Here is a 24,074-nt window from a genome sequence, read left to right as displayed (position 1 = left end):
GCTGCCAACCAGACGGGGTAGCGCCTGATCGCTGGCCGTGCCGCGCTATGCGCGGGCCGCACGTTTCAACAACGCACGCTCGCGCCGGCGTGCACGCCATCCCTGCCAGCGCTGCTGCAGGCAAGAGAAGATCACATACAGCGCCGGTGTGCTGAGCAGGGTCAGGCTCTGCGAGAACAGCAGTCCACCAATCATCGCGATACCCAGTGGACGGCGCAGTTCGGAGCCCTCGCCCAGGCCGATCGCCAGCGGGACGGCCGCCAGGATCGCCACCATGGTGGTCATCATGATCGGGCGGAAGCGCACGATGCTGGCTTCGCGCACCGCCTCGAGCGGGCTCTTGCCGTGCTCGCGCTGGGCTACCACCGCGAAGTCGATCATCATGATCGCGTTCTTCTTGACGATACCGATCAACAACACCAGTGCGATCATCGAAATCACCGACAGCTCGGTGTTGGTCACGAACAGCGCCAGCAGCGCGCCCACGCCCGCCGCCGGCAGCGTGGACAGGATCGTCACCGGGTGCACCAGGCTTTCGTACAGCATGCCCAGCACCAGGTAGACGGTGATGATCGCCGCCAGTACCAGGATCAGCATCGAGTTGGGGTTGAGCTGCACGTTGAAACCGCCGCCATCGCTGATGCGGATGTCGCCGGGCAGGCGCAGCCCATCCACCGTGGCCTTGATGATCGCCTCGCCTTCGCCCGTGCTCACGCCCGGGGCCAGGTTGTAGCTCAGGTCCATGGTGGTGTATTGGTTCTGGTGGGTGATCTGCGGCGGCGCCAGCCCCGGTACCTGCCGCGCCACGGCGGTGATCGGAATCATCTCGCCGTTGCCGGCCCGCACATGGATCTCATCCAGTGCACGCGGGGTGGCGGTCTGCTCCGGCAGCGCGTTCACCACCACGCTGTACTGGTTGATGTCCGAATAGATGGTCGAAATCTGGCGCTGGCCGAACGCGCCGTACAGGGCGCCATCGATCGCACCGACCGATACACCCAGGCGTGCGGCCTTGGCCCGGTCGATCTCGATGTTCTGGCGCAGCCCGGCGGTATCCACGTCGGTGCCCACGTCGCGCAGCATCGGGTTCTTCTTCAACGCGGCCTGCACCTTGGGCAGCCATTCCTGCAGCTGGGCAAGATCATTGCCCTGCAGCGACACGCGGTACTGCGCACCCTGGCTGTTGCCGCCACCGCCATCGCTGGGCAGGTCCTGGATCGCGCGCAGGCGCAGCTCCAGGTCCGGGTAGCGGTCGGCCTTGGCGCTCAACCGCGCCAGTGCCTGTGCAGTGGTTTCGCGGCGGCCTTCCTTGCGGGTCTTCAACTCGATGTTGAACTGCGCGCTCGAACCCTGGCGGCCGCTTCCCAGCCGCACGCCCACCGTCTTCACCGCCGGGTCGGCCATCAGCATGTCGGTGATGCGGCGCTGGCGGTTGACCATGTCCTCGAAGGAGACCGTGGCGCTGGAGTTGGCGCGGCCCCAGATCAGGCCGGTGTCCTGCGGCGGGAACGAGCCCTTCTTGACCGCGCCGGCCAGCATCACCGTTGCCACGATCAGCAGGAGCGGGGTCAATGACAGCAGCAGCGCGTGGCGCAGCGAAAAGTCCAGGCACACCGTGTACACCCGCAGCATGCGGTCGTGGCTGGCATCCAGGAACCGGCCGATCCGCGAGGGCTTCTCCGGTTCGGTGTGCGCGCTCAGGAAGCGGCTGCACAGCGCCGGCGTGAGCGTGAGCGAGACGATCATCGATACCACGATGGCCGCGACCAGGGTCACCGTGAATTCGCGGAAGAACGCGCCCACCATGCCGCTGGCGAACAGCAGCGGAATGAATACCGCCACCAGCGAGGCGGTGATGGAGACGATGGTGAAGCCGATCTCGCGCGCGCCGGTCAACGCCGCCTGCATGCGCGGCATGCCTTCGTCGAGGTGGCGCATGATGTTCTCGATCACCACGATCGCATCGTCCACCACGAAGCCGATTGCGATCACCAGCGCCAGCAGGCTCAGGTTGTTCAGCGTGAAGCCGAACACGTACATCACCAGGGCCGCACCGGCCAGCGACAACGGCACGGTGATCGCCGCGATCAACGTGGGCGCCAGCCGGCGCAGGAACAGCGCCATGGTCAGGATCACCATCGCCAGGCTGATCAGCAGGGTGATCTGCACTTCATGCAGCGACGAGCGGATGGTCGGGGTGCGGTCGAAATACGGGGTGAGCGTGGTGCCGGGCTGCAGGTAGTCGCGCAGCATCGGGATCTGCGCCTTGACCCGGTCCACGGTCTCCACGATGTTGGCACCGGCGCGGGTGAACACGTACATCACCACTGCCGGCTTGTGGTCGAACCACGCGGCCTGGTAGGCATCCTGCTGGCCGTCGTAGACGTTGGCCACGTCCTTGAGGCGGATCACCCGGCCGTCGTCCTGGGTCTTGATCACCAGGTTGGCGAAGTCGGCCGCGCGCGCCACCGAATCGTTGGCGATGATCGCAGTGGTGGTATTGCCGTCGGTGAGGAAGCCGGTGGGCGAGGTCACGTTGGCCGCACGCACCGCATTGCGCAGGTCATCCGGGGTGAGGTTCAGTGCATTGAGCAGGCGCAGGTTGACGTCCACGCGCACCGCCGGGGTGGAGGCGCCCGCGATATCCACCGACGACACCCCGCTGATCTGGCGGATGCGCTGGGCCAGCAGCGAATCGGCCACGTTGTACAGCTCGTCGGCCGACTGCGTCTGCGAGGTCAGCGCGATGGCGATGACCGGATCGTCGTTCGGGTTGGCCTTCTGGAACATGGGCGACCCCAGCCCGGAGGGCAGGTCGGCCTGCGCGGAATTGATCGCGGTCTGCACGTCCAGCGCGGCCGAATCGATGTCGACGCCGCTCTGGAAGATCATGAACACCAGCGAGCTGCCTTCGGAGCTGGACGAACGCATCTGGTCCACGCCGGGCAGCTGGCCCAGGTGGCGCTCCAGCGGGGCGGTGACCGTGGACGCCATGGTGGTGGCGTCCGCGCCGGACTGGCTGGCATGCACGAAGATCACCGGAATCTGGATGTTCGGCAGCGCCGACACGCCCAGCTTCAGGTAGCACATCAACCCGACCACGAACAGGCCGATGGCCAGCAGCGCAGTGCCGATCGGGCGGCGGATGAACGGACCGGAGATGTTCACGCGCGGTCCTGCGCAGCTGCGTTGCGCAGCGCGCGCTGTTCGCGGCGCTCGCGCAGCCATTCGGAATAGCGCTCCATGTACAGGTAGATCACCGGCGTGGTGTACAGCGTGACCAGCTGCGAAATCAGCAGGCCGCCCACGATGGCGATGCCCAGCGGACGGCGCAGCTCCGAACCGATGCCGGTGCCCAGCGCCAGCGGCAACGCGCCCAACATGGCCGCGGCGGTGGTCATCATGATCGGGCGGAAGCGCAGCAGGCAGGCGCGGCGGATCGCCTCATGCGCGTTGGCACCGGCACGGCGTGCCTCGATGGCGAAGTCCACCATCATGATGCCGTTCTTCTTGACGATGCCGATCAGCAGCACGATGCCGACGATGCCGTCCACCGACAGGCTCAGCCCGCACACCATCAACGCCAGCAGCGCGCCCACGCCGGCCGGGGGCAGGGTGGAGATGATCGTAATGGGGTGGATGTAGCTCTCGTACAGCACGCCCAGCACGATGTAGATCACCACCAGCGAGGCCAGCAGCAGCCACACCACGTCGGTCTGGCTGCCGGTGAATTCGGCGGCCTTGCCGATGAACTGCGCGTGCACCTGCTGTGGCATGTCCAGGCTGGCCTTGGTTTCTTCAATGGCCTTGACCGCGTCGGACAGCGAATAGCCTGGCGCGATGTTGAATGACACCGTCACCGCCGGCAGCTGCTGCTGGTGGCTCACCACCAACGGGGTGCTGGTGACCTTGCCTTCGGCCAGCGCGGCAAGCGGGATGATGTTGCCCGCGCCCACCGGAATGCCGGTGTTCTGCGCGCCGATGCCGGTAGCGGTGGACGAGTTGGACGAGGTGACCTGGCCGAAGGTGGTGGCATTGCTGCCGGTCAGCGCGCCGGCGCCGTTGGAGGCCACCGCCAGCTGGTTCATCAGCGCGGTGCTGGTACGGAACTCCGGTGCCACTTCCAGTACCACGCGGTACTGGTTGAGCTCGGTGAAGATGGTGGAGATCTGGCGTTGGCCGAAGGCGTCGTACAGGGTGTCGTCGATGGTCTGCATCGGCACGCCCAGTACGCTGGCCTTGTCGCGGTCGATGGTCAACTCCAGCGCCCGCCCCTGGTTGGACAGGTTGTTGTCCACGTCGGCCAGCTCAGGGCGCTGGCGCAGCGCCTCGGTGAGCCGGGTGGCCTGCAGCGCGACCTGTGCGCCGTCCACGTCCGACAGCGAGTACTGGTACTCGGTGGCGGCCACGCGGGTATCCAGGGTCACGTCCTGCACCGGCTTGAGGTACAGCGCCACGCCGGGAATGCCGGCCACGGCCTGTTGCAGGCGCGGCAGGATCTCATCCAGCCCGTCGCGGTCGCCACGCTCCTTCAGCACGATCGACAGCTGGCCCTGGTTGAGGGTGGGATTCATGCTGCCTGCGCCGATGAAGGCCGACACGCCGGTGACGGCCGGGTCCTTGAGCAGTGCCTGGGCGACGGCCAGGGTGCGCTGTTCCATCTGCGGGAAGGCGATGTTCTGGTCGGCCTGGACCACGCCGGTGATCAGCCCGGTGTCCTGCTCGGGCAGCAGGCCCTTGGGGATCACGATGTACAGCACCACGGTCAGCACCAGCGCGCCGGCGGCCACGGCCAGGGTCATGCGCTGGTGCTCCAGCACCCAGTCCAGGCTGCGCTCGTACAGGCCCACGGTGCGGCTCCACACGGTCTGTTTACCGGCGGCGTGGGCGCGCTCGTGCGCATCCTCGCCTTCGGGCAGCGCGTCGGGCTTGAGCAGGTAGGCGCACATCATCGGGGTGAGCGTCAGCGAGATCAGCATCGACAGCACCACCGCGATGCTCAGCACCCACGCGAACTCATGGAACAGCCGGCCAGTGACGCCCGGCATCAGCAGCAGCGGCAGGAACACCGCCACCAGCGACACGGTCAGCGACAGCACGGTGAAGCCGATCTGGTGGGCGCCGATCTCGGCCGCTTCCGGCCCACTCTTGCCCTGTTCGATGTAGCGCACGATGTTCTCGATCATCACGATCGCATCGTCGACCACGAAGCCGGTAGCCACCACCAGCGCCATCAGCGACAGGTTGTCCAGCGACATGCCGGCAAACGCCATCACCCCGAAGGTGCCGGCCAGCGACAGCGGCACTGCCACCGAGGGAATGATCGTGGCCCACAGGCGGCGCAGGAACACGAAGATCACCGCCACCACCAGGCCGATGGTGAGGATCAGGGTGAACTGCACCTCATGCACCGAAGCGCGGATGGTCTCGGTGCGGTCGGAAAATACTTCCAGGTGCACGTCGGCCGGCAGCACGTTCTGCAGCTGCGGCATCAACGCGCGGATGCGCTCCACCGTCTGCACGATGTTGGCACCGGGCTGGCGGCGGATTTCCAGCAGCACCGCCGGCTTGCCATCGGCCCAGGCGGCCAGCTGGTCGTTCTCGACCCCGTCGATCACCTCGGCCACGTCCGACAGCCGTACCGGCGCGCCGTTCTTGTAGCTGATGATCGTCTCGCGGTACTCGGCCGCGCTGGTCAGCTGGTCGTTGGTGCCGATGCTGTAGGACTGGGTCTTGCCGTTGAGCGAGCCCTTGGGCGCGTTGACGTTGGCCTGGGTCAGGGCGCTGCGCAGGTCTTCCAGGGTCAGGCCCATGTTGGACAGCTGCGCCGGGTTGACCTGGATGCGCACGGCCGGGCGCACGTTGCCAGCAATCGAAACCAGGCCCACGCCCTGCACCTGCGACAGCCGCTGGGCCAGGATCGAGTCGGCGTAGTTGTTCACATCGCGCAGCGGGCGCGTGTCCGAGGTGAGCTTGAGCGTGATGATCGCCGCGTCGGCCGGGTTCACCCGGTTGTAGACCGGCTGGTAGGGCAGCGACGAGGGCAGGGTGGCCTGGCGGATCGCGGCCTGCACATCCTGCGCGGCGATGTCGATATCGCGGTCCATCGCGAACTGCAGGATGATCGTGGACAGGCCCGCCGACGAATCGGAGGTCATCAACTCCAGCCCGGAGATCTGCCCGAACTGGCGTTCCAGCGGCGTGGTCACCAGCGAGGCCATGGTGGTGGCGTTTGCGCCCGGGTACTGGGTAGTGACCACCAGGCTGGGTGCATCGATTTCCGGCAGCGCCGACACCGGCAGCTGGCGGTAGCCGAGGATGCCGAGCAGCAGCAGGCCTGCCATCAACAGCGAGGTGGCGATGGGGCGGCGGATGAAAATCGTCGAAAAGCCCACGGGCGGATCCTTGCTGTTACGTCAAACGGCGATGCGGAAAACCAACACCGGCCACCGGGCCGGCGTTGCGGATGCGGCGTGCGCGCTCAGCGCGGGCCGCCGCCACGGCGACCACCAGGACCCTGCTTCTGCGCAGCGGCCTTGAGTTCGGCTTCGGTCGGCGCGGCCGGGGTTTCGCCCGGCTTCAGCGCGGTGACCTTGCTGCCCGGCTTGAGCCGGAACTGGCCTTCGCTCACCACCCGCTCGCCGCCCTTCAGGCCTTCGGTGATCTGCACATGGCTGTCGCCTACTTCCACACCGCTCTTCACGGTCTGCATGGCCACCGTATTGTCCGGCTTGACGATGTACACATACTCGCCATCCGGGCCACGCATCACTGCCTGGGTCGGGATGACCACGCCGCCGGCGATGATGCGCAGTTGCATGCGCACGTTGACGAACTGGCCCGGCCACAGGGTGTTGTCGGCGTTGTCGAACAGGGCGCGGGCGCGGAAGGTGCCGCTGTCGCTGCTGATCTGGTTGTCCACCACGTCGAGCTTGCCGCCATCGGTGAGCACGTGCGCGTCATTGCGGTCCAGCGCGGCGATCGTCACCGGGCCGGCCTGCTGCGCCTGGCGCACGTCCGGCAGCTGGCGCTCGGGCAGGTTGAACACCACGTGGATGGGGTGGATCCGGGTCAGGGTGACCAGCGCGGTCCCGGCGCTGACCACGTTGCCGGCGTCCACCGCGCGGATACCGGCAATGCCGGAAATGGGCGCGGTCACGCGGGTGTACTGCAGCTGCACCTGGGCCGCACGCATGCTGGCCTCATTGGCTGCCACCGCGCTTTCGTACTGGGCCACCTGGTTGCGCTGGGTATCCAGATCGGTCTTGGCCACGTACTGGCGGTACTCGGGCGAGTTGGAGCGCTGGTAGTTCGAGCGCGCCGTGGCCAGCTGGGCCTGGTTCTGCTTCTTGGCGGCGGCCGCCTCGTCATAGCTGGCCTGCAGCGTGCGCGGATCGATCTGCGCAAGCAGGTCGCCCTGCTTCACTTCCTGGCCTTCCTTGAAGTTCAGGCTGATCAGCTGGCCGCCTACCTGCGGGCTCACGGTCACGGTGTTCATCGCGCTCACCGTGCCCAGTGCGCTGGCGTAGACCGGCACGTCCTGGCGCGCCGCATCGATCACGGTCACCGGCACCGGGTCATTGGTGCGTTCGCCGTCCTTGCCGGCCTCGGCCTGCGGACCTGCCTTGTCATCGTTGCCCTTGCCACCGCCAAGCATGCGCATGCCCACCAGCCCCACCACCAGTACTGCGATCACCAGCAGCACGATCTTCCAGAAACGCGACATTCAAAACTCCTGAGGCTGGCGAAGGGCGGGGCCCGGTTGGCAGGTACGAAGGATACCCGGCAGGCGTGACCATGAATGCATGACGGATGGGACGGGCGGTCAGACCGGCGGTGGCGGACGAGGTTCCCAGCCTCTGGGGCATTTCGGTAGAAGCCAACCAACGGTTGGCTTTCCGAAGCCACCCTGATGCCCTACATTCAGGTTCAAACCACCCCGAACACCCGTTGGAGACCCGAATGCCCCGTCTCACGCTGCTGCTGTCCGCCCTGTTGCTGGCCTCCCCGGCGCTGGCCACCGCCGCCCCCACCGAACGCCCGGAAGTCACCGCCGCCGCCGCCCGCCTGCAGGCCCAGGTGGTGCAGTGGCGCCGCGACTTCCACCAGCACCCGGAGCTGTCCAACCGCGAAGAACGCACCTCGGCCAAGGTCGCCGAACAGCTGCGCGCGATGGGTCTGAAGCCAAAAACCGGTATCGCCCACCACGGCGTGGTGGCCATCATCAAGGGCGGCAAGCCCGGCCCGCGCATCGCCCTGCGCGCGGACATGGACGCGCTGCCGGTGACCGAGCAGACCGGTCTGCCGTTCGCCTCGAAGGCCACCAGTACCTATCGCGGCGAGCCGGTGGGCGTGATGCACGCCTGTGGCCATGACGCCCACACCGCCACCCTGCTCGGTGTGGCCGACGCGTTGGTGAAGATGCGCGAGAACCTGCCCGGCGAAGTGATGCTGATCTTCCAGCCCTCCGAAGAAGGCGCGCCGCCGCCGGATGAGGGTGGTGCAGCGCTGATGCTAAAGGAAGGCCTGTTCGCCGACTTCAAGCCCGATGCGGTGTTCGGCCTGCACGTTTTCTCCAGCGTCCAGGCCGGGCAGATCGCGGTCCGCGGTGGCCCGCTGATGGCCGCCTCGGACCGCTTCGGGATCAAGGTGATCGGCCGCCAGACCCACGGCTCGGCGCCGTGGAACGGAGTCGACCCGATCGTCGCCACCGCCGACCTGGTGGGCACCGCGCAGACCATCGTCAGCCGTCGCTCCAACATCTCCAAGCAGCCGGCGGTGGTCTCCTTCGGCGCCATCAAGGGCGGCATCCGCTACAACATCATTCCCGACGAAGTGGAGATGGTGGGCACCATCCGTACCTTCGACGAAGGCATGCGCCAGCAGATCTTCGCCGACCTGCGCAACGTGGCCGAACACACCGCTGCCGCGCATGGTGCCAAGGCGCAGACCGAGATCTACGAGGCCGAAGGCAACCCCGCCACGGTCAACGACCCGGCGCTGACCGCGCGCATGCTGCCGAGCCTGCAGGCCGTGGTTGGCGAGGCCAACGTATACGAGCCGCCGCTGCAGATGGGCGCCGAAGACTTCTCGCTGTATGCCCAGCAGGTGCCGGGCATGTTCTTCTTCGTCGGCTCCACCAGCGAAGGCATCGACCCGGCCAGGGCGCCAGCCAACCACTCGCCGAAGTTCCTGCTGGATGAGAAGGCGCTGGATGTGGGCCTGCGCGCCTTGCTGCAGGTAAGCCTGGATTATCTCAATGCGCCGGCATCCTGATCCGGTAGCGCCGGCCGTTGGCCGGCCGTCACGAACGTTGAAGGTGCGCGGGGGCCGGCCAACGTTATGCCCGCCGTCCTGGCGGGCACCCTTCGGGCCGTCGCTTCGCGACGTTGAGAACAGCTCCTGCCGTTCTCTTCGGCGCTACCGACGTGCCGGCTACTGCCGCAGATCCCGCACCGTCCGCGCCGGCTGCTCGATCCCGGCGCTGGCCCGCCACGGGTTGATGTCCAATCCGCCGCGACGGGTGTAGCGCGCTTCTACTTCCAGCCACTCCGGCTGGCAGCGCAGGGTGACCTCGTTGAAGATGCGTTCCACGCACTGCTCATGGAACTCGGCGTGCTCGCGGTAGCTGATCAGGTACCGCAGCAGCCCTTCGCGGTCGATACGCGGGCCCCGGTAGCGCACACTCACGCTGGCCCAGTCCGGCTGGCCGGTGACCGGGCAGTTGGACTTGAGCAGGGCCGAGCTCAGCGTCTCGGTCACTACCTGGCCGGGGTTGGCCGACAGGTACTCCGGGGCAGGCGGGCCGTAGCACTCAATCGCCAGGTCCAGCCCATCCAGCGATTCGCCTTCAGCCGTTTCCACCAGCAACGGTACCCCGAACACCACGTTCACTACCGCCCCGGCACAGGCCGACAGATCGCCGGCCATACGCTGGCGCGCCTGCTCGTCATCATCGAAGCGGGTGCTGTTGAGCGAGTTGAGGTAGAGCTTGAACGACTTGGATTCGATCAGGCTAGGTGAAGTACACGGAACGCTGATCGTGGCCACCGCCACGCGCGGCTTGCCGCGCTGGTCCAGCCAGCTCAGCTCATAGGCATGCCAGCGGTCATGGCCGACGAACGGTAGATTGGCCTCGTCCACCCCGATCTCCTCGCGCGCGGCGCGGCGGGGGATCGGGAACAGCAGGGTGGGGTCGTACTGGGAGGGGTAAGCAACCTCGCGACCGAGGCTGGAGTCCTGGGGGGTATTCATGCCGCCATTTTACCGTGGCCCAAGGCTCCCGGCCGCCTGTTCAGAAAACCTCCCGACGCCTTCACGCCTGCGCCATGCCCCATTAACAAGGCCTGTGACACCTTGCCATCCAGGTCGTCCTATTCAAGACGGGAGTGTGTGGATGAGTACCGACAAGAAAGCCGATTTTTCCGGTGTCACCTCCAGCGTGGATACCACCGCGCAGAAGGTGGAAAAGGCTGATTTCTCCGGCGTAACCGCTTCGGTAGATACCACTGCCGAAAAGGTGGGGGGTAGCACCTACACCGTAAAGGCGGGTGATTCGTTGTCGAAGATCGCCAAGAACGAGCTGGGCGATGCCAACGCCTGGAAGAAGATTTTCGAGGCCAACAGCGACGTGCTGAAGGATCCCGACAAGATTTTCCCCGGCCAGACGCTGAAATTGCCGCCGAAGGAATAAGCCCGCTCCGCCTGCAGTCCACTTTCGATTCCCACGGAGGAATTCCATGAAGAAGACGTCCATCAGTACCGCCGTACTTGCCGCCCTGCTGGCCACCGTGGCCTTGGCTGGCTGCAAGAAGAAGGAAGACACCGCCGACAATAACGCCCAGCCGGCCACCCCGGTTGCGACGGCGCCGGCAGAACCAGCCGCGCCGCAGCCGATGACCGCTGCTGCCCCGGTGAGCGTTTCCGCCGTGACGGTGGGCAAGACCGCCGCCGCCGACAAGTCGGTTGCCCCGGTGGCGCTGTTCGGGCCGAAGGACATCATCATCGTTTCCTTCCGCACCGACGGCACCGCCAACAACGTCAACACTGGCGTCAGGTTGACCTATCAGGATGGTCAGGTGGCTGGCGAGAAAACCCAGGCCCTGAACACCACTGGCGCCGACACCACCAACGTCACTTTCGAAAATGCCAATGGCTGGCCGGTGGGCAAGTACCGCGCCGAAGTCACTGTAGATGGTCAGGCGGCAGGAACGCCGCAGGAGTTCGAGGTCAAGTAAGTCCCGCCGACTCTCTCCCGGCACGGGCTCACGATGGACGCAGCCGCGAGGCTGCGTCTTTTTTTGCTCAAGTCGCACACACCGTTCCAATACCGCCGCGTATGGCCCGGCTTTGCTCCCCGGGTCTGAAACCGCGACAATGCGGGGGTTATCCGGCATCGCCATCGGCGATCACTCCGATCCGCAAGAGAGCCTCAGTCCCCCATGTCGAACACGCCCAAGATTCTTTACACGCTTACCGATGAAGCCCCGTTCCTGGCGACCCAGTCGCTGCTGCCGATCGTCGAGGCGTACACCGCCACCGCCGGCATCGCGGTCGAAACCCGCGACATCTCGCTGTCCGCCCGCATCCTGGCCCTGTTCCCGGACTTCCTGAAGGACGAGCAGAAGGAAGCCGACCACCTGGCCGAGCTGGGCCAGCTGGCGACCACCCCGGATGCCAACATCATCAAGCTGCCCAACATCAGCGCCTCGGTGCCGCAGCTCAAGGCTGCGATCAAGGAACTGCAGGATCAGGGCTTCGCCCTGCCGAACTACCCGGACGTGCCCACCGACGACGTCTCGCGCGACATCAAGGCGCGCTACGACAAGGTCAAGGGCAGTGCGGTGAACCCGGTGCTGCGCGAAGGCAACTCCGACCGCCGCGCCCCGATGTCGGTCAAGAACTATGCCCGCAAGCACCCACACCGCATGGGCAAGTGGTCGAAGGAATCCAGGTCGCACGTCTCGCACATGGACGGCGGCGATTTCTACGGCAGCGAAAAGTCGGCCACGCTCGCCGCCGCTGGCAACCTGAAGATCGAACTGCGGCAGGCCGATGGCAAGACCGTCGTGCTGAAGGAAAAGACCGCGGTCAAGGCTGGCGAAATCGTCGATGCCGCCGTGATGAGCCGCAACGCGCTGGCCTCGTTCGTGCAGGCCCAGATCGCCGATGCCAAGGCCAAGGGCGTGCTGTTCTCGCTGCACCTGAAGGCCACCATGATGAAGGTCTCCGACCCGATCATGTTCGGCGTGGTGGTAGAAGAATTCTACAAGGACGTGCTGGCCAAGCACGCCGACGTGCTCAAGCAGGCCGGCTTCGACCCCAACAACGGCATCGGCGATCTGTACGCGCGCCTGCCGCAGTTGCCTGAAGCCACCCAGGAAGCCATCAAGGCCGACCTCGCCGCCGAGTACGGCAAGCGCCCGGGCCTGGCCATGGTCAATTCCGACAAGGGCATCACCAACCTGCACGTGCCGAGCGACGTCATTGTCGATGCCTCGATGCCGGCGATGATCCGCGACTCCGGCGGCATGTGGAATGCCGAAGGCAAACTGCAGGACACCAAGGCCGTCATCCCCGATCGTTGCTACGCAGGTGTGTACCAGGCCGTGATCGAGGATTGCATCGCCCACGGCGCGTTCGACCCGGCCACCATGGGTTCGGTGCCGAACGTCGGCCTGATGGCACAGAAGGCCGAAGAATACGGCTCGCACGACAAGACCTTCCAGATTCCGGCTGATGGCACCGTGCGGGTCACCGACGACGCCGGCACCGTGGTGTTCGAACACGCCGTGCAGACCGGCGACATCTGGCGCATGTGCCAGACCAAGGACGCCCCGATCCAGGACTGGGTCAAGCTGGCGGTCAACCGCGCCCGCCTGAGCAGCACCCCGGCCGTGTTCTGGCTGGATGCCTCGCGCGCGCACGATGCGCAGGTGATCGCCAAGGTCGAAACCTACCTCAAGGACCACGACACCAACGGCCTGGATATCCGCATCCTGGCCCCGGTGGACGCCACCGCGTTCTCGCTGGACCGCATCCGCAAGGGTGAGGACACCATCTCGGTCACCGGCAACGTGCTGCGCGATTACCTCACCGACCTGTTCCCGATCATGGAACTGGGCACCAGCGCCAAGATGCTCTCCGTCGTGCCGTTGATGGCCGGCGGTGGCCTGTTCGAAACCGGTGCCGGTGGTTCGGCGCCCAAGCACGTGCAGCAGTTCGTGGAAGAGGATTACCTGCGCTGGGATTCGCTGGGTGAATTCCTGGCCCTGGCCGCCTCGCTGGAGCACCTTGGCAACCGCTACGCCAACGCCGGTGCCAGCGTGCTGGCCAAGACCCTGGACCAGGCCAACGGCCAGTTCCTGGACAACGACAAGTCGCCTTCGCGCAAGCTCGGCGGCATCGACAACCGTGGCAGCCACTTCTACATCGCGCTGTACTGGGCCCAGGCCCTGGCCGCGCAGGACGACGATGCCGCACTGAAGGCCCGCTTCGCCCCACTGGCCAAGGCGCTGGCGGACAATGAGCAGGCCATTGTCGCTGAGCTGGCCGCCGTGCAGGGCAAGCCGGTGGACATCGGCGGCTACTACCGCCCGGATGTGGCCAAGGCCAGCAAGGCGATGCGCCCGAGCAGCACCTTCAACACGGCGTTGGCTGCGTTGTAAGCGAACCGCAACACGTCCCAACGCTGTACCGAAGAACCCGCGCGTAGCGCGGGTTCTTTTTTGGCGGCCGCCAAAAGCGGGGATTACCGGAGCTCACTTGCAATATGTTGCCAAATAAGCAACAGTTGTCGCCTGATGAGCAACACTTCGCTACTGATGGGCGTCCTGTTCCCGGCCACCCGCCAACGGGTGCTGGCAGCGCTGCTGCTGCAGCAGGATGCCAGTCTCCACCTGCGCGAGTTGGCCAGGATAACCGGCACCCACGCCGGCACCCTTGCACGCGAACTGGACAAGCTCACCGAGTCCGGGCTGCTGCTGCGGAGCGAACAGGGTAATCAGGTTCACTACCGGGCGAATCGCGCGTGCGTACTGTTCGACGACTTGGCTGCGATGTTCCGAAAGACCCATGGCGTGGTGCCAGTCCTTCGCGATTCATTGGCGTCGGTGGCCGATCACGTCTCCTTGGCGTGGGTCTTCGGTTCGATGGCAACAGGTACCGAAGTCAACGGTAGCGACGTGGATCTGCTGGTTCTGGGCGATCTGGGGTTCGCTGACCTGGTGCGTGCGATCCACCCCGCGCAGGAAGTGTTGCATCGGGAGATCAATCCTGTGCTGTACTCAGTGGAAGAGTTCATGCGACGGGTGCAGACCGGTGATGCGTTTGCCACCGGGCTGTTGGCAAAGCCCAAGCTGCTGGTAACAGGAGACAAGGATGACATTGGAAAACTTGCTGGCGATCCGGCAGCTCAAGGCGCACAGCGCTGAACCCATCTCACTGCGCAAGTTGCTGGACGCCGCACGACGAAATCTGGCGGACGCGCGATTTGATCAAATCAGCTCGGACAATCGATTTGACGCCGGTTACAAGTGTGTCATGCAGTGCGCAATGATTGGCCTTTGGGCGAGCGGCTATCGGACATCTACCAGTCAGCCTGGTCACCACCAGACCGCGATTCAGTGCCTGATACACGCGATGGAAGTGCCAAGGGACGACATCATCGTGCTGGATGCGTTGCGCCGCCAGCGTCACCTCACCGACTACGAGGGTGATCCGGTGTCCGAGGCAACCCTGAAGGCTTGCATTGATCACGCCGCAGGTCTGCTGCTGCATACAGAGCAATGGCTGCATGCGCGTCATCCGGAAGTGTTCCCGCTGTAACCTCCCACCAACGGCATACAATCCAGCGGGTCGGCTGTGAGCCTCTCCCCAGCTCGGCGGCATCGACAACCGTGGCAGCCACTTCTACATCGAGCTGTACTGAGCCCAGGCCCTGGCCGCGCAGGACGACGATGCCGCACTGAGGGCACGCTTCGCCCCGCTGGCCAAGGCGCTGGCGGACAATGAGCAGGCCATCGTCGGTGAGCTGATCGCCGCGCAGGGCAAGCCGGTGGACATCGGCGGCTACTACCCCCCGGACGTGGTGAAGGCCAGCAAGGCGATGTGCCCGAGCAGCACCTTCAACACGGCATTGACTGCGTTGTAAGCGTTCGATTCCACCCCTGCGGTGATCGACGAGAAACCCGCGCTTCGGCGCGGGTTTTTTGTTCTGTACCGAAAGTACGTGGTGTCCGTCAGGTGCAGTGGTTGACAGTATTCTTGTCAGCAAGTGATCGCGGGCAGCACCGTCATGCTGTCTCGATCTTCAGGCGATTCAGCGGATCAGCTCAATTGACCACATGGCGTCGTTGCTGTCGTTATGCAAGATCAACGCGAACTCCGAATCTCTGTATACCTCAATGGGTACCGAGGTTGGGTGCGGGAGCTGTGGCCAAGCGGGCAATGAGATCCTGGCACCAGACTCTCCAGCGGGGAGTGACCAGAACGCGTCGCCTGCCTTGGCAACGATCAGATGCAGGCGACCAGCCATGTCATTGACCTGGTAGTACGAGATTCCGTCGCGCTCGAATTCATAGACATGCCAATTTGGATGCAGGCTCTGATTCAAAGCGTTCGGAAATGACTGGCCAAGTCCGCGTTTGGCTTGCTCCGTGCCGTGATCGTCGTGCTGGGCGATAGCAGTTGATGGCTGCAGGACGAGAGGCGAAGCGAGAAGAACAAGCCAGCGGGATGACGAGCGCACGGAAGCCTCACTAAGACAGGTGGGGTGACGGTTGGGGTCATCTCCATCCTATGTTCTGCTTGAACCTTAAGCATTGAAGAATCTCTGAGTCCAGATGATCCGATGGATCTTCAGCCCTTGCGGGGGATGGGGATGCTTTGGAGTGGTTACGAGATGCCAGGTCACGCCGTTACTAAAAAAGCGGGTGATTTGCGGCGTCATGACCATCTAGGACTTTGACGAAAGTACCGCGTCAGCTTGGGGCTGGGACGATGCTCACCTCCCATATCCATGCAGACGATCAGGCGTGCAGCGTGCTCAATTGAGGGCCTGGTCAGCATCTTGTTGTGATGGTGATCAATAACTACTTTGAACGACGCTGTGTTGATTGGACCATCGTCAGTTCTACCGATTGCACAAGAAGCGGTCCCCCGATACGGTTTTGCCGCCAAGTGCCTGCCTCAACGGGAAGTGGGCTTGGGGATAGGAGCATCGTGTGCGACTGGAATGGTGGAAGAAAGGTATCAGGCTCGCTATTTTTGTTCGACCGGAGGGGGTCGCGCTTGCGGTCATCTATGCCCTGGCCTGTTGGACAGCGCGTAAGCTGTCGCTCGATCAGTTCTACCTGCCGGCCGGCGTTCGAATTGCCGCGTTGCTTGTTTGTCCGCCAAGGCTGTGGCCCTATCTCATTATGGACGAGTACGCGTACTTCGCGCAGATGCGCTATCCATTGGTCGAGAAGTATGGAGCCGCGTGGGCGGTCTCGGCGTCAGTGTGCCTGATGCCGGCAGTAGCGATGATCATGTATCTTCACCGGCGCCTTCTGGCAGCGAGAGTCGATGTATGGCTTTTATCCGCAGCTGCAATCTCGGTGCTTGTAGTCACATTTTTGAATGTGATCCTGGCGGAGATGCTTTGGCCCACACCTCCGCCAATCCCGTTGGTCGCGCGTGCTGTGCGCTATGCATTGGGCGACGTTCTTGGAGTGCTGACCATAGCGCCAATCGCGATGCTCTGGGTTTGCCGAAGCCCAGGCACGGCGATTGATATGACCTTGTTCAGGCCTGCGATCTGCGTGCTCCTGATCATGCTCGCGCTCGGATCATCGGCAGCATTGGTTGACCCGGAGCGTTCTGAGCTCAGGACAACGTTGCAGCTCTCGATGGCCCTGCCTGCCATTGCGTTGACGTGCATGCATGGATGGCGGGGTGCAGCGGTGGGTGTGCCACTTCTCAATCTGATCTTAGGATTGACGACCCCAGCGCCAACCCATCTATCCTTCGATCAAGATACGTTCTTCACCCAGCAGATCATGATTCTGGCCGGAACGGCGCTGCTCGTGCTCGGATCCCGTATAACCCACCACTACCACCAGCATCGAACCGGCGACATCGCCAAGAAGATGGCGATCAACCACGTCAGATCCACACATATCGCGAGTGAGATGGATCTCCGGGAAAGAGCGTTGAGCATGCGAAATCTGGGAGACGGTCTGGACCAGACACTCAGCCAGATTGCGCAGGTTCTGGAAGAGAGTGGCAATCCCGGCCTCGCCAAGAGTCTGTTGCGCATCTCGGTGTCGAACTCAAGGCAGTTTCGAGGTGAGACAAGCATGGTGTATCCGACTTCGCTGGAACACGTCGGTCTCTATCTCGCCCTGCAGATTGGAGGAATCAACGAAGCGTGGAACCAGACAAATCGCGTTGCGGATCCCCGCCTGGTGGGGGATCCCTGCACGTTCAGCATGGGGCTGCAGCTGGCCGCGTATCGCACGCTGGTGGAGGCTACCTCCCTGCTGCTCAAGCATGAGGCGGGGCAGATCAAGATCCGGGCGCGCTGCGGCCGCATGGGTGGGTATCGAGGCATGGTGGCCAGTGTTGCGCTCCTCGATTCCGGTGCACACCTGTCCGAGTCAACCATGAAACTGGCGATCGAGCGGCTGACCGGGCGTACCTTGGCCTACGGGGGTACCGTGCAGTGCCGTAGTAACCGCGTGCGGATCCTGCTCATCGAGGCCTCCGCTGGATCAACGGGCGATACGGACGTGCAATCCGCTGCGTGATGAAGGCTTGGGCGGTCGCCATGGTGTGGCGGGCTTGCCGGCCATGGGCCGGCACCACTATGGTGAGGGTCGGTCCTTCCGGTCGCGCTGCATGGCTGTTGCCGATTCCCCCGATGACGATGCGTTGGCCGCGCGCCTTGCCGCGCTGATCCGCGCTGGCTTCGAGGACTACCACGCGCGCTTCGCCGGGGTGACCCGCCGCGCGCGGGTGCGTTTCGAGACCCGCGACTGGAACGGCGCGCGACAGGATGCGGTGGAGCGCATCGGGCTGTATGACCGCTGCATTGCTGAAACCGTGGATCTACTGAGGCGCGCAGCCGGCCAGACCGTTGGTGAGCGCAGGCTGTGGCTGCAGATCCGGACGGCCTACGCCGGTCTGGTCGGTGGGTTGATCGATGCCGAGCTGTATAAGACCTTCTACAACACGCTTGCCCGGCGCCTGTTCGCCACCGAAGGCGTGGATGCGGCGGTGGAGTTCATGGCGATGGACGTGGAGCCGTCCGATGCCATCACCCATCCGGTGGCGCGGCACACCTACGCGTTGTCGGCCACGCGGCCGGCCGAGGCGTTCATGCGGGTGCTGGGCGATTACCGCTTCGATGTACCTTACGCACACCAGCTGCGCTGTGCGGCAGCCATTGCCGTGCGCCTGCAGGACGACCTGCAGCACTGGGGTACCCAGCCGGTGCGCAGCATCGAGCTGCTCGACACGGTGTTCTACCGTGAGCGCCGCGCGTATCTGGTGGGCCGGGTATTTGGCGAACACCGCTTCTCGCCCTGCGTGATCGCGCTGGTCAACGATGGCGCCGGTCTGCGTGCCGAGGCGGTGCTGACACGCCGCCGTGATGTGGCGCACCTGTTCGGCGTATCACGCAGCTACTTCCAGGCCGACCTGGCCACGGTCGGCGATGCGGTGGTGTTCCTGCGCAGCCTGCTGCCGGCCAAGCCCATCGATGAGATATACACCGTGCTGGGCCGTGCCAAGCAAGGCAAGACCGAGCGCTACCGCACGTTCTTCCGGCACTTCCAGGACCATCCCGACGAACAGCTGGTGCACGCTGACGGCACCCCGGGCATGGTCATGGCGGTGTTCACCCTGCCCAGCTACCCGCTGGTGTTCAAGCTGATCCGCGACCGCTTCGCCTGGCCCAAGACCATGACCCGGCACCAGGTGGAAGAGAAGTACGCGCTGGTGTTCAACCTGGACCGCGTCGGCCGCCTGCTGGACGCGCAGCCCTACCGGCACCTGCGCTTTCCGAAGGCGCGCTTCTCGCCGGCACTGCGTGAAGAGCTGCTCACCCAGTGCGCGGCCAGCGTGCGCGAAGACGGCGATTCGCTGGTGATCGCCCTGTGCTACGTGCAGCGCCGCTTCCGCCCGCTCAATCTCTACCTGCGCGAGCAGACCGCCGAAGCCCGCCATGCCGCCGCGCTGGACTACGCGCAGGCAATTACCGACATGGCGCGCAACAACATCTTTCCGGGTGACATGCTGCCCAAGAACTTCGGTGTGTCCCGGCATGGGCGGGCGGTGTTCTACGACTACGACGAGCTGTGCCTGGTCAGTGATTGCGTGTTCCGCGCATGGCCGACGCCGCGCAATGCCGACGAAGCCCTGGCCGCTGAGCCGTGGTTCCACGTAGGTCCGCGTGATGTGTTCCCCGAGCGTTTCGCCCCGTTCATGGGGTTGCCGGCCGACGAGCTTGCCGCGGTGCGCGAACACCATGCGCATCTGTTCGACCCACAGTGGTGGCAAGGCCTGCAGGCGCGCTTCGCGGCCGGCGACTATCCCGATACGCCGCCTTACACCGGCAATCGTCGGCTGGCCTGATTCGCCCCCGATACGACGCTGGGCTGCGCTTGGCGTTATACCGGGCTCAACGTTCCAGCCGCTTGCGCAGCACGCTGCGCACATTGGCGGCCGTTGCTGCGTCGAGCGTGCCCAGCACCCCGCGTGCCGGCTCGGGAATATGCGCGGTGGTTTCGGCCCCGGCCGCAAACACGTAGTGGTCGAACAGCGCCCGCCAATCCCTGCGCTGGGCGGGCGGCAACCCCCGCAGCGCCAGCAGCGAGAGCATCAGCGCGTTCATCGGCGGGTCCATCCAGGCCGGCACCGGGCGCCACCAGTAGTTCACCAGCACGTTGAAATCATCCAGCCCTTCCATGTGGTGCCACCACAACGAGGGAATGAATACCGCATCGCCCGGCCCCAGCTCGGCCACTTGGGCGCTGGCCATGGCGCGGGCAAAGCGCGGGAAGCGATCCAGGTCCGGCGCGGCGAAGTCCACCAGGCTCACCGCCTGGCCGGCCGGGGTGAAGTCCAGCGGACCGACATAAAGATTGCCGATCTGATCCGGCGGAAACAGGGTGACCCGGCGGCGTCCGGCGGCCACGCAGGCCAGGTTGTCCGGCACGTCGTGATGGGCGGCGATGCGCGAGCGGTTGCCGATCCAGATGCTGGCCAGCGGTTCGTCCACGCCCAGCGCCAGCGGGTTGTCCTGGCGGAAGCCGGGCAGGAAGCTGTCCAGGGTGGTCGAGGCTACGTAGATGGTGGGCGGAGCAGGCGTACTGCGGTACTTGAGCAGCGTATCCAGCACCACCTTCAGCGCAATCTGCTCGCGGCGGAAATTGAAGCCGCTCATGTCCGCGTTGTAGAAGATCCGGCCCTTCGCTTCAGGCGGCGCGGTCGTGGCGGTGACGGGCAAGGTGCCGTGGTCGTACTGCTTGAGATGGGCGACCGCGGCGTCGGCCGAGTCGCGCGCAGCGCTGACCATCGGCCAGTCCGCCACCAGCCCGCGGATCACCTTGGGCGTGGTCCAGGTCGGCAGGACCTGCGCCAGCCGGTGGCAGTCGAGGTCGCGCACTTCGTCGATCGGACCGGGCGTTGCAGGCATGGCAGGGTCGCTTGCGGGCGGTGGCGGTGTGGCGAGTGTAGACCCGCCACACCGCTGCTGCTCAGAACTTGTAGCGAACGCCGAACATGTAGCGCGGGCCGGTCTGGGTGGCGTAACGCAGCATGTTGGTATGGCGCGAGTACGTGCGCATGGTCTCGTCGGTGAGGTTGATCGCCTCCAGGCTCAGCGACAGCTGCTCGCTGACCGCATAGCTGATGTTGAGGTCGAGCTGCCCGTAATCATCGGTGTAGTTGGGGTTGGGGCCCTGGCCGCCGATGCCGTTGAGGAACTTCTCGCGCCAGTTGTAGGCCGCACGGATCTGCCAGTTGTGCTTGTCGTAGAACGCCACCAGGTTGGCCGAGTCGCTCAGTCCCACCATCGGGTACTGGTCGCCCAGGCTCAGGTCATCGAAGGTCAGCCCCGACTTCACCTTGGTGTAGTTGGCGGCCAGACCGAAGCCGGATTGCCCGAACAGGTGCTGCACCGCGATTTCCCAGCCATCAAGATGGTCCGAACGCTGGTTGGCCGGCAGGGTGATGTCGAACCCGGCCACCGGGTCGCCGGGCTGGCCGACGATGGTGCCGGTGAGCTGCCCGGCCGAGTTGGTGCCGGTGGCGGTCACGCCGGGCTGGCCGTTGAAGTTGGTGAAGATGTAATCGCGGATGCAGGGCATGTCGCTCACCCCGCAGCCGTCCGCCAGCGCCGCATTCCAGTACGCGCCGCCCACTGGGGTGTGCAGGTTGCCGGTGTTCTCGCGCACGATGGTGTCGCTGATGAAGTTTTTGATGTTCTTGCGGAAGAAGCCGACCGAGGCGTAGCTGGATTCGCCGTAGTACCACTCCAGCGACAGATCGAAGTTGTCCGACAGCAGCGGTTCCAGCGCCGGGTTGCCGCGCGAACCCGTGCCGCCCTGCGTGCGCACGATGCCCGCCAGGGTCTGCCCGCTCTGGATCTGGGTCCAGCCCGGGCGGCCCAGGCTGCGGCTGTAGCTGCCGCGCAGTGCCAGCGTATCGCTGAGGTCCAGTTTCAGGTCCAGGTTGGGCAGCACATAATCGTACTTGCCGCTATCGTTGATGAAACCGCTCTCGCTGGCGTAATCGATGTTGAGTTCGTTGGCCGAGCTCCAGCTGATGCCGTTGGGCATCCGCACCATCGCGGTGGAATCCACGTCGGTCTGTTCATAGCGCACGCCTACCGCCACGTTCAGCGGCATCGACCAGTCGAACGTGGTGCGGTACTGCAGGAAGGCGCTCTTGGACTTTTCGTTGGTGCGGATGTCTTCGGAGTACTCGGTGGGCGCGAAGTAGCAGGTTGGGCAGGCCGGGCTGCCGGCACTGCCGACCTGGGCCGCGCGCGCGATCAGACGGTCGTAGTCGAACACCAGGAACTGGCCGGTCATGCGCGGATCGTTGTGCCCGGAGAAGGCATCGAAGTACTTGGCCATGTCGTCGGCGTACCAGATGCTGTCATCGTAATCGGCGGGCGTGCCCACGCCGCCCCAGCTGTCGCGCTGCATGATCGCCGAGGCCGAACGGTTCTTCACGTCGGTATAGCCCACGCCGAAGTCCAGCGCGGAATAGTCGGCGAACTTGAACGTGCCGCGGCCCCGGTACTGGTCCACCTCGGACTTGTTATAGCTGTTCTGGAACACTGAGCCGGTAACCAGGGCATCGGCGGCCTGCACGCCACCCGGCGGCAGGGCGATGTTGATGATCGGCAGGTCGCCGCTGTAGTCCACGGTGGTCTTGCCACGCACGAAGGCGGCCACGCCGAGCACGCCGGCCGAACCGTACTTGCTGTCCGGCTGGGATTCGGCGCTGGAATTATGCGCGTCGAAGGACAGGGTCAATGCATCGTTGACTTCCCATTCCACGTTGAAGCCCAGCGAGTCCATCTCGTTCTTGGTGGCCAGCCGTGCGCCGCCCATCGACACGTCCGAGTTGGTCATGTCCTCGCTGTAGATGATCGGCGCAGCGACCGGGCCGTTGGTCCAGATGCTGTCGCCGGGGCCGTAGTTGAACCATACCGAAAGCTCGCTGCGCTGCTGCTGCACCTTGTTCTCGACATAGGTGTAGTCCAACGTGGTGGTCACGTTGTCGACCGGCTTCCACTGCAGGGTGGCCTGGGCGTTGGTGCGCTGGCGCTGCACGCCGTTGACGTTGTAGGCGGTGTTCTGCGGGCGCCCGTACACATCGTTGGGCCCCGGACGATTCTGGATGCGGTCGGCATAGCCCTGGCCTGGCTGCGGCAGCGCGCGCCAGTCGGTGGTGTTGTCGCCCTCGAGCGTGGCCCAGCCCTCGGCAACCGTGGCCTGGTTGAAGCCGGAATCGCGCTCCTGGTAGCTGCCGCTGAGCATGTAACCGAAGCGCCCATCGTCGGTCTTGTCGCTGAAGATGCCCGAGATTTCACCGGTGTACTTCGAGCCCTGGAGGGTGCGCGGCAGGTTGTCGTTGGAGGTGTCGCTGACCGCCTTCAGGCCGACGCTGACCACGGGCTCCGATTCCAGCGGGCGCAGGGTCTTGACGTTGATCGTGGCACCGATGCCACCGGTCGGGTTGTCGGCGCGGGTGGTCTTGAACACTTCGACAGCCGAGATCGATTCCGATGCGATGTTGGCGAAGTCGAACGAGCGCGAGCTGGACAGACCGGCGCCGCCGTTGCCCAGGTTGGACGCGGGCATCTGGCGGCCGTTGAGCAGCACCAGGTTGAAGTCCGGGCCGATGCCGCGCACGGTCACCTTGGAGCCTTCACCGCTGGCGGTGCGGTCGATCGACACGCCGCTGATGCGCTGCAGCGATTCGGCAAGGTTGGTATCGGGGAACTTGCCGATGTCCTCGGCCACGATGCCATCGACCACGCCCTGGCTGTCGCGCTTGAGGTTCATCGACGAGGTGAGGCTGCCACGGATACCGGTGACCTGCACCGTATCGAGCGTAGTCGGGTCGAGACCTTCGGACGACGACGCGGCGCCGTCGCGGGTGGTGTCCTGCGCCCATGCCGGCCCGGCCAACACGGCGAGCAGGGCGGAAGTGAGCATTGCCTTGCGGGGTACGGCCTTGTACGTCTTCATGGAAGCTCCCTCCCCAGGGAAAATCGGTAATGGCAGTTCTACGGTGTCTGGCGCGATTCAACAACGATGTGGCCGGATTGGGCCCACGCCTGACAGCGTTGTCAACAAAGTGCCATATGGCGCCTGTTTGGTTGTGTACCCACAGGTGTCTCTTCATGTCCTGAAGCAGGGTGCTGTACAGCCGCTAAACGCTGCAACGCAGGCCTTTTCACCCGGTTTTACCGTGACGTGGCGCGCCCGATTCAGTCAGGGCGCGTCGTTGTGCAGTGCAGAACGAAACTGCGCAGGATGGGATTTCGGGTCGCCGTTGGCTGATGTCGCGCC

15 protein-coding genes and 1 pseudogene are annotated in these 24,074 nt (G+C 64.8%); 9 read left to right on the top strand and 7 right to left on the bottom strand.

Going from position 1 to position 24,074, the window contains the following annotated elements; translation table 11 throughout:
* Positions 1-45 precede the first annotated feature (45 nt).
* From J7J08_RS09435 to J7J08_RS09425, 3 genes are all read right to left on the bottom strand, one after another.
* A complete protein-coding gene (locus J7J08_RS09435) occupies positions 46-3,168 on the bottom strand; it encodes an efflux RND transporter permease subunit (RefSeq protein WP_214904450.1) in 3,123 nt (1,040 codons plus the stop codon).
* Positions 3,165-6,395 (bottom strand): efflux RND transporter permease subunit, encoded by a 3,231-nt coding sequence (locus J7J08_RS09430; protein WP_214904448.1) that lies wholly within the window; start codon positions 6,393-6,395, stop codon positions 3,165-3,167. The genes J7J08_RS09435 and J7J08_RS09430 overlap by 4 nt, the downstream gene beginning before the upstream one ends.
* A gap of 86 nt (positions 6,396-6,481) precedes the next feature.
* Positions 6,482-7,726, bottom strand: coding sequence for an efflux RND transporter periplasmic adaptor subunit (locus J7J08_RS09425; protein WP_214904446.1), 1,245 nt, complete (start codon positions 7,724-7,726; stop codon positions 6,482-6,484).
* Between the two features lie 236 nt (positions 7,727-7,962).
* Between J7J08_RS09425 and J7J08_RS09420 the strand changes: the two genes are divergently transcribed.
* A complete protein-coding gene (locus J7J08_RS09420) occupies positions 7,963-9,276 on the top strand; it encodes a M20 family metallopeptidase (RefSeq protein ID WP_214904444.1) in 1,314 nt (437 codons plus the stop codon).
* A 159-nt stretch (positions 9,277-9,435) separates the two neighbouring features.
* On the opposite strand, the gene queF is transcribed toward J7J08_RS09420, so the two are convergent.
* Complete coding sequence (gene queF, locus J7J08_RS09415) at positions 9,436-10,254, bottom strand: NADPH-dependent 7-cyano-7-deazaguanine reductase QueF (RefSeq protein WP_214904442.1); 819 nt, start codon at positions 10,252-10,254, stop codon at positions 9,436-9,438.
* Between the two features lie 142 nt (positions 10,255-10,396).
* Between queF and J7J08_RS09410 the strand changes: the two genes are divergently transcribed.
* The 6 genes and pseudogenes from J7J08_RS09410 to J7J08_RS09385 form a co-directional block, all read left to right on the top strand.
* A complete protein-coding gene (locus tag J7J08_RS09410) occupies positions 10,397-10,693 on the top strand; it encodes a LysM peptidoglycan-binding domain-containing protein (RefSeq protein WP_214904439.1) in 297 nt (98 codons plus the stop codon).
* Positions 10,694-10,739: 46 nt separating this feature from the next.
* A complete protein-coding gene (locus J7J08_RS09405; protein ID WP_214904436.1) occupies positions 10,740-11,237 on the top strand; it encodes a hypothetical protein in 498 nt (165 codons plus the stop codon).
* Positions 11,238-11,441: 204 nt separating this feature from the next.
* Positions 11,442-13,667 carry an NADP-dependent isocitrate dehydrogenase gene (locus tag J7J08_RS09400; RefSeq protein WP_214904434.1) on the top strand — a complete coding sequence of 742 codons (2,226 nt, stop codon included), beginning with the start codon at positions 11,442-11,444 and terminating at the stop codon, positions 13,665-13,667.
* 135 nt (positions 13,668-13,802) lie between these two features.
* The gene (locus tag J7J08_RS09395; protein WP_214904432.1) at positions 13,803-14,432 is read left to right on the top strand and encodes a nucleotidyltransferase domain-containing protein; all 630 of its coding nucleotides are present in this window, start codon (positions 13,803-13,805) and stop codon (positions 14,430-14,432) included.
* Positions 14,380-14,826 carry a DNA-binding protein gene (locus J7J08_RS09390; RefSeq protein WP_251006536.1) on the top strand — a complete coding sequence of 149 codons (447 nt, stop codon included), beginning with the start codon at positions 14,380-14,382 and terminating at the stop codon, positions 14,824-14,826. The genes J7J08_RS09395 and J7J08_RS09390 overlap by 53 nt, the downstream gene beginning before the upstream one ends.
* Positions 14,827-14,878: 52 nt before the next feature.
* A pseudogene (locus J7J08_RS09385) lies at positions 14,879-15,151 on the top strand (NADP-dependent isocitrate dehydrogenase); the annotation flags it as partial.
* Between the two features lie 168 nt (positions 15,152-15,319).
* On the opposite strand, the gene J7J08_RS09380 reads toward J7J08_RS09385, so the two are convergent.
* The gene (locus J7J08_RS09380) at positions 15,320-15,748 is read right to left on the bottom strand and encodes a hypothetical protein (RefSeq protein WP_214904429.1); all 429 of its coding nucleotides are present in this window, start codon (positions 15,746-15,748) and stop codon (positions 15,320-15,322) included.
* Positions 15,749-16,223: 475 nt separating this feature from the next.
* Here J7J08_RS09380 and J7J08_RS09375 point away from each other — a divergent pair, with 475 nt between their 5' ends.
* Complete coding sequence (locus J7J08_RS09375) at positions 16,224-17,789, top strand: hypothetical protein (RefSeq protein ID WP_214904427.1); 1,566 nt, start codon at positions 16,224-16,226, stop codon at positions 17,787-17,789.
* 91 nt (positions 17,790-17,880) lie between these two features.
* Entirely contained in the window at positions 17,881-19,617 is a 1,737-nt protein-coding gene (aceK, locus tag J7J08_RS09370; RefSeq protein WP_214904425.1) for a bifunctional isocitrate dehydrogenase kinase/phosphatase, read from the top strand.
* A gap of 46 nt (positions 19,618-19,663) precedes the next feature.
* Here the strand turns inward: aceK and J7J08_RS09365 are convergent, their stop codons facing one another.
* Together J7J08_RS09365 and J7J08_RS09360 are read right to left on the bottom strand one after the other, a co-directional pair.
* The gene (locus tag J7J08_RS09365) at positions 19,664-20,680 is read right to left on the bottom strand and encodes a cupin-like domain-containing protein (protein WP_214904423.1); all 1,017 of its coding nucleotides are present in this window, start codon (positions 20,678-20,680) and stop codon (positions 19,664-19,666) included.
* A gap of 61 nt (positions 20,681-20,741) precedes the next feature.
* Positions 20,742-23,750 (bottom strand): TonB-dependent receptor, encoded by a 3,009-nt coding sequence (locus tag J7J08_RS09360; protein WP_214904421.1) that lies wholly within the window; start codon positions 23,748-23,750, stop codon positions 20,742-20,744.
* Positions 23,751-24,074: the final 324 nt, after the last annotated feature.

Origin of the sequence: Stenotrophomonas sp. ISL-67, assembly GCF_018612915.1 — a bacterium.
Classification (GTDB): domain Bacteria; phylum Pseudomonadota; class Gammaproteobacteria; order Xanthomonadales; family Xanthomonadaceae; genus Stenotrophomonas.
This window is presented reverse-complemented; position numbering and strand designations above follow the sequence as displayed.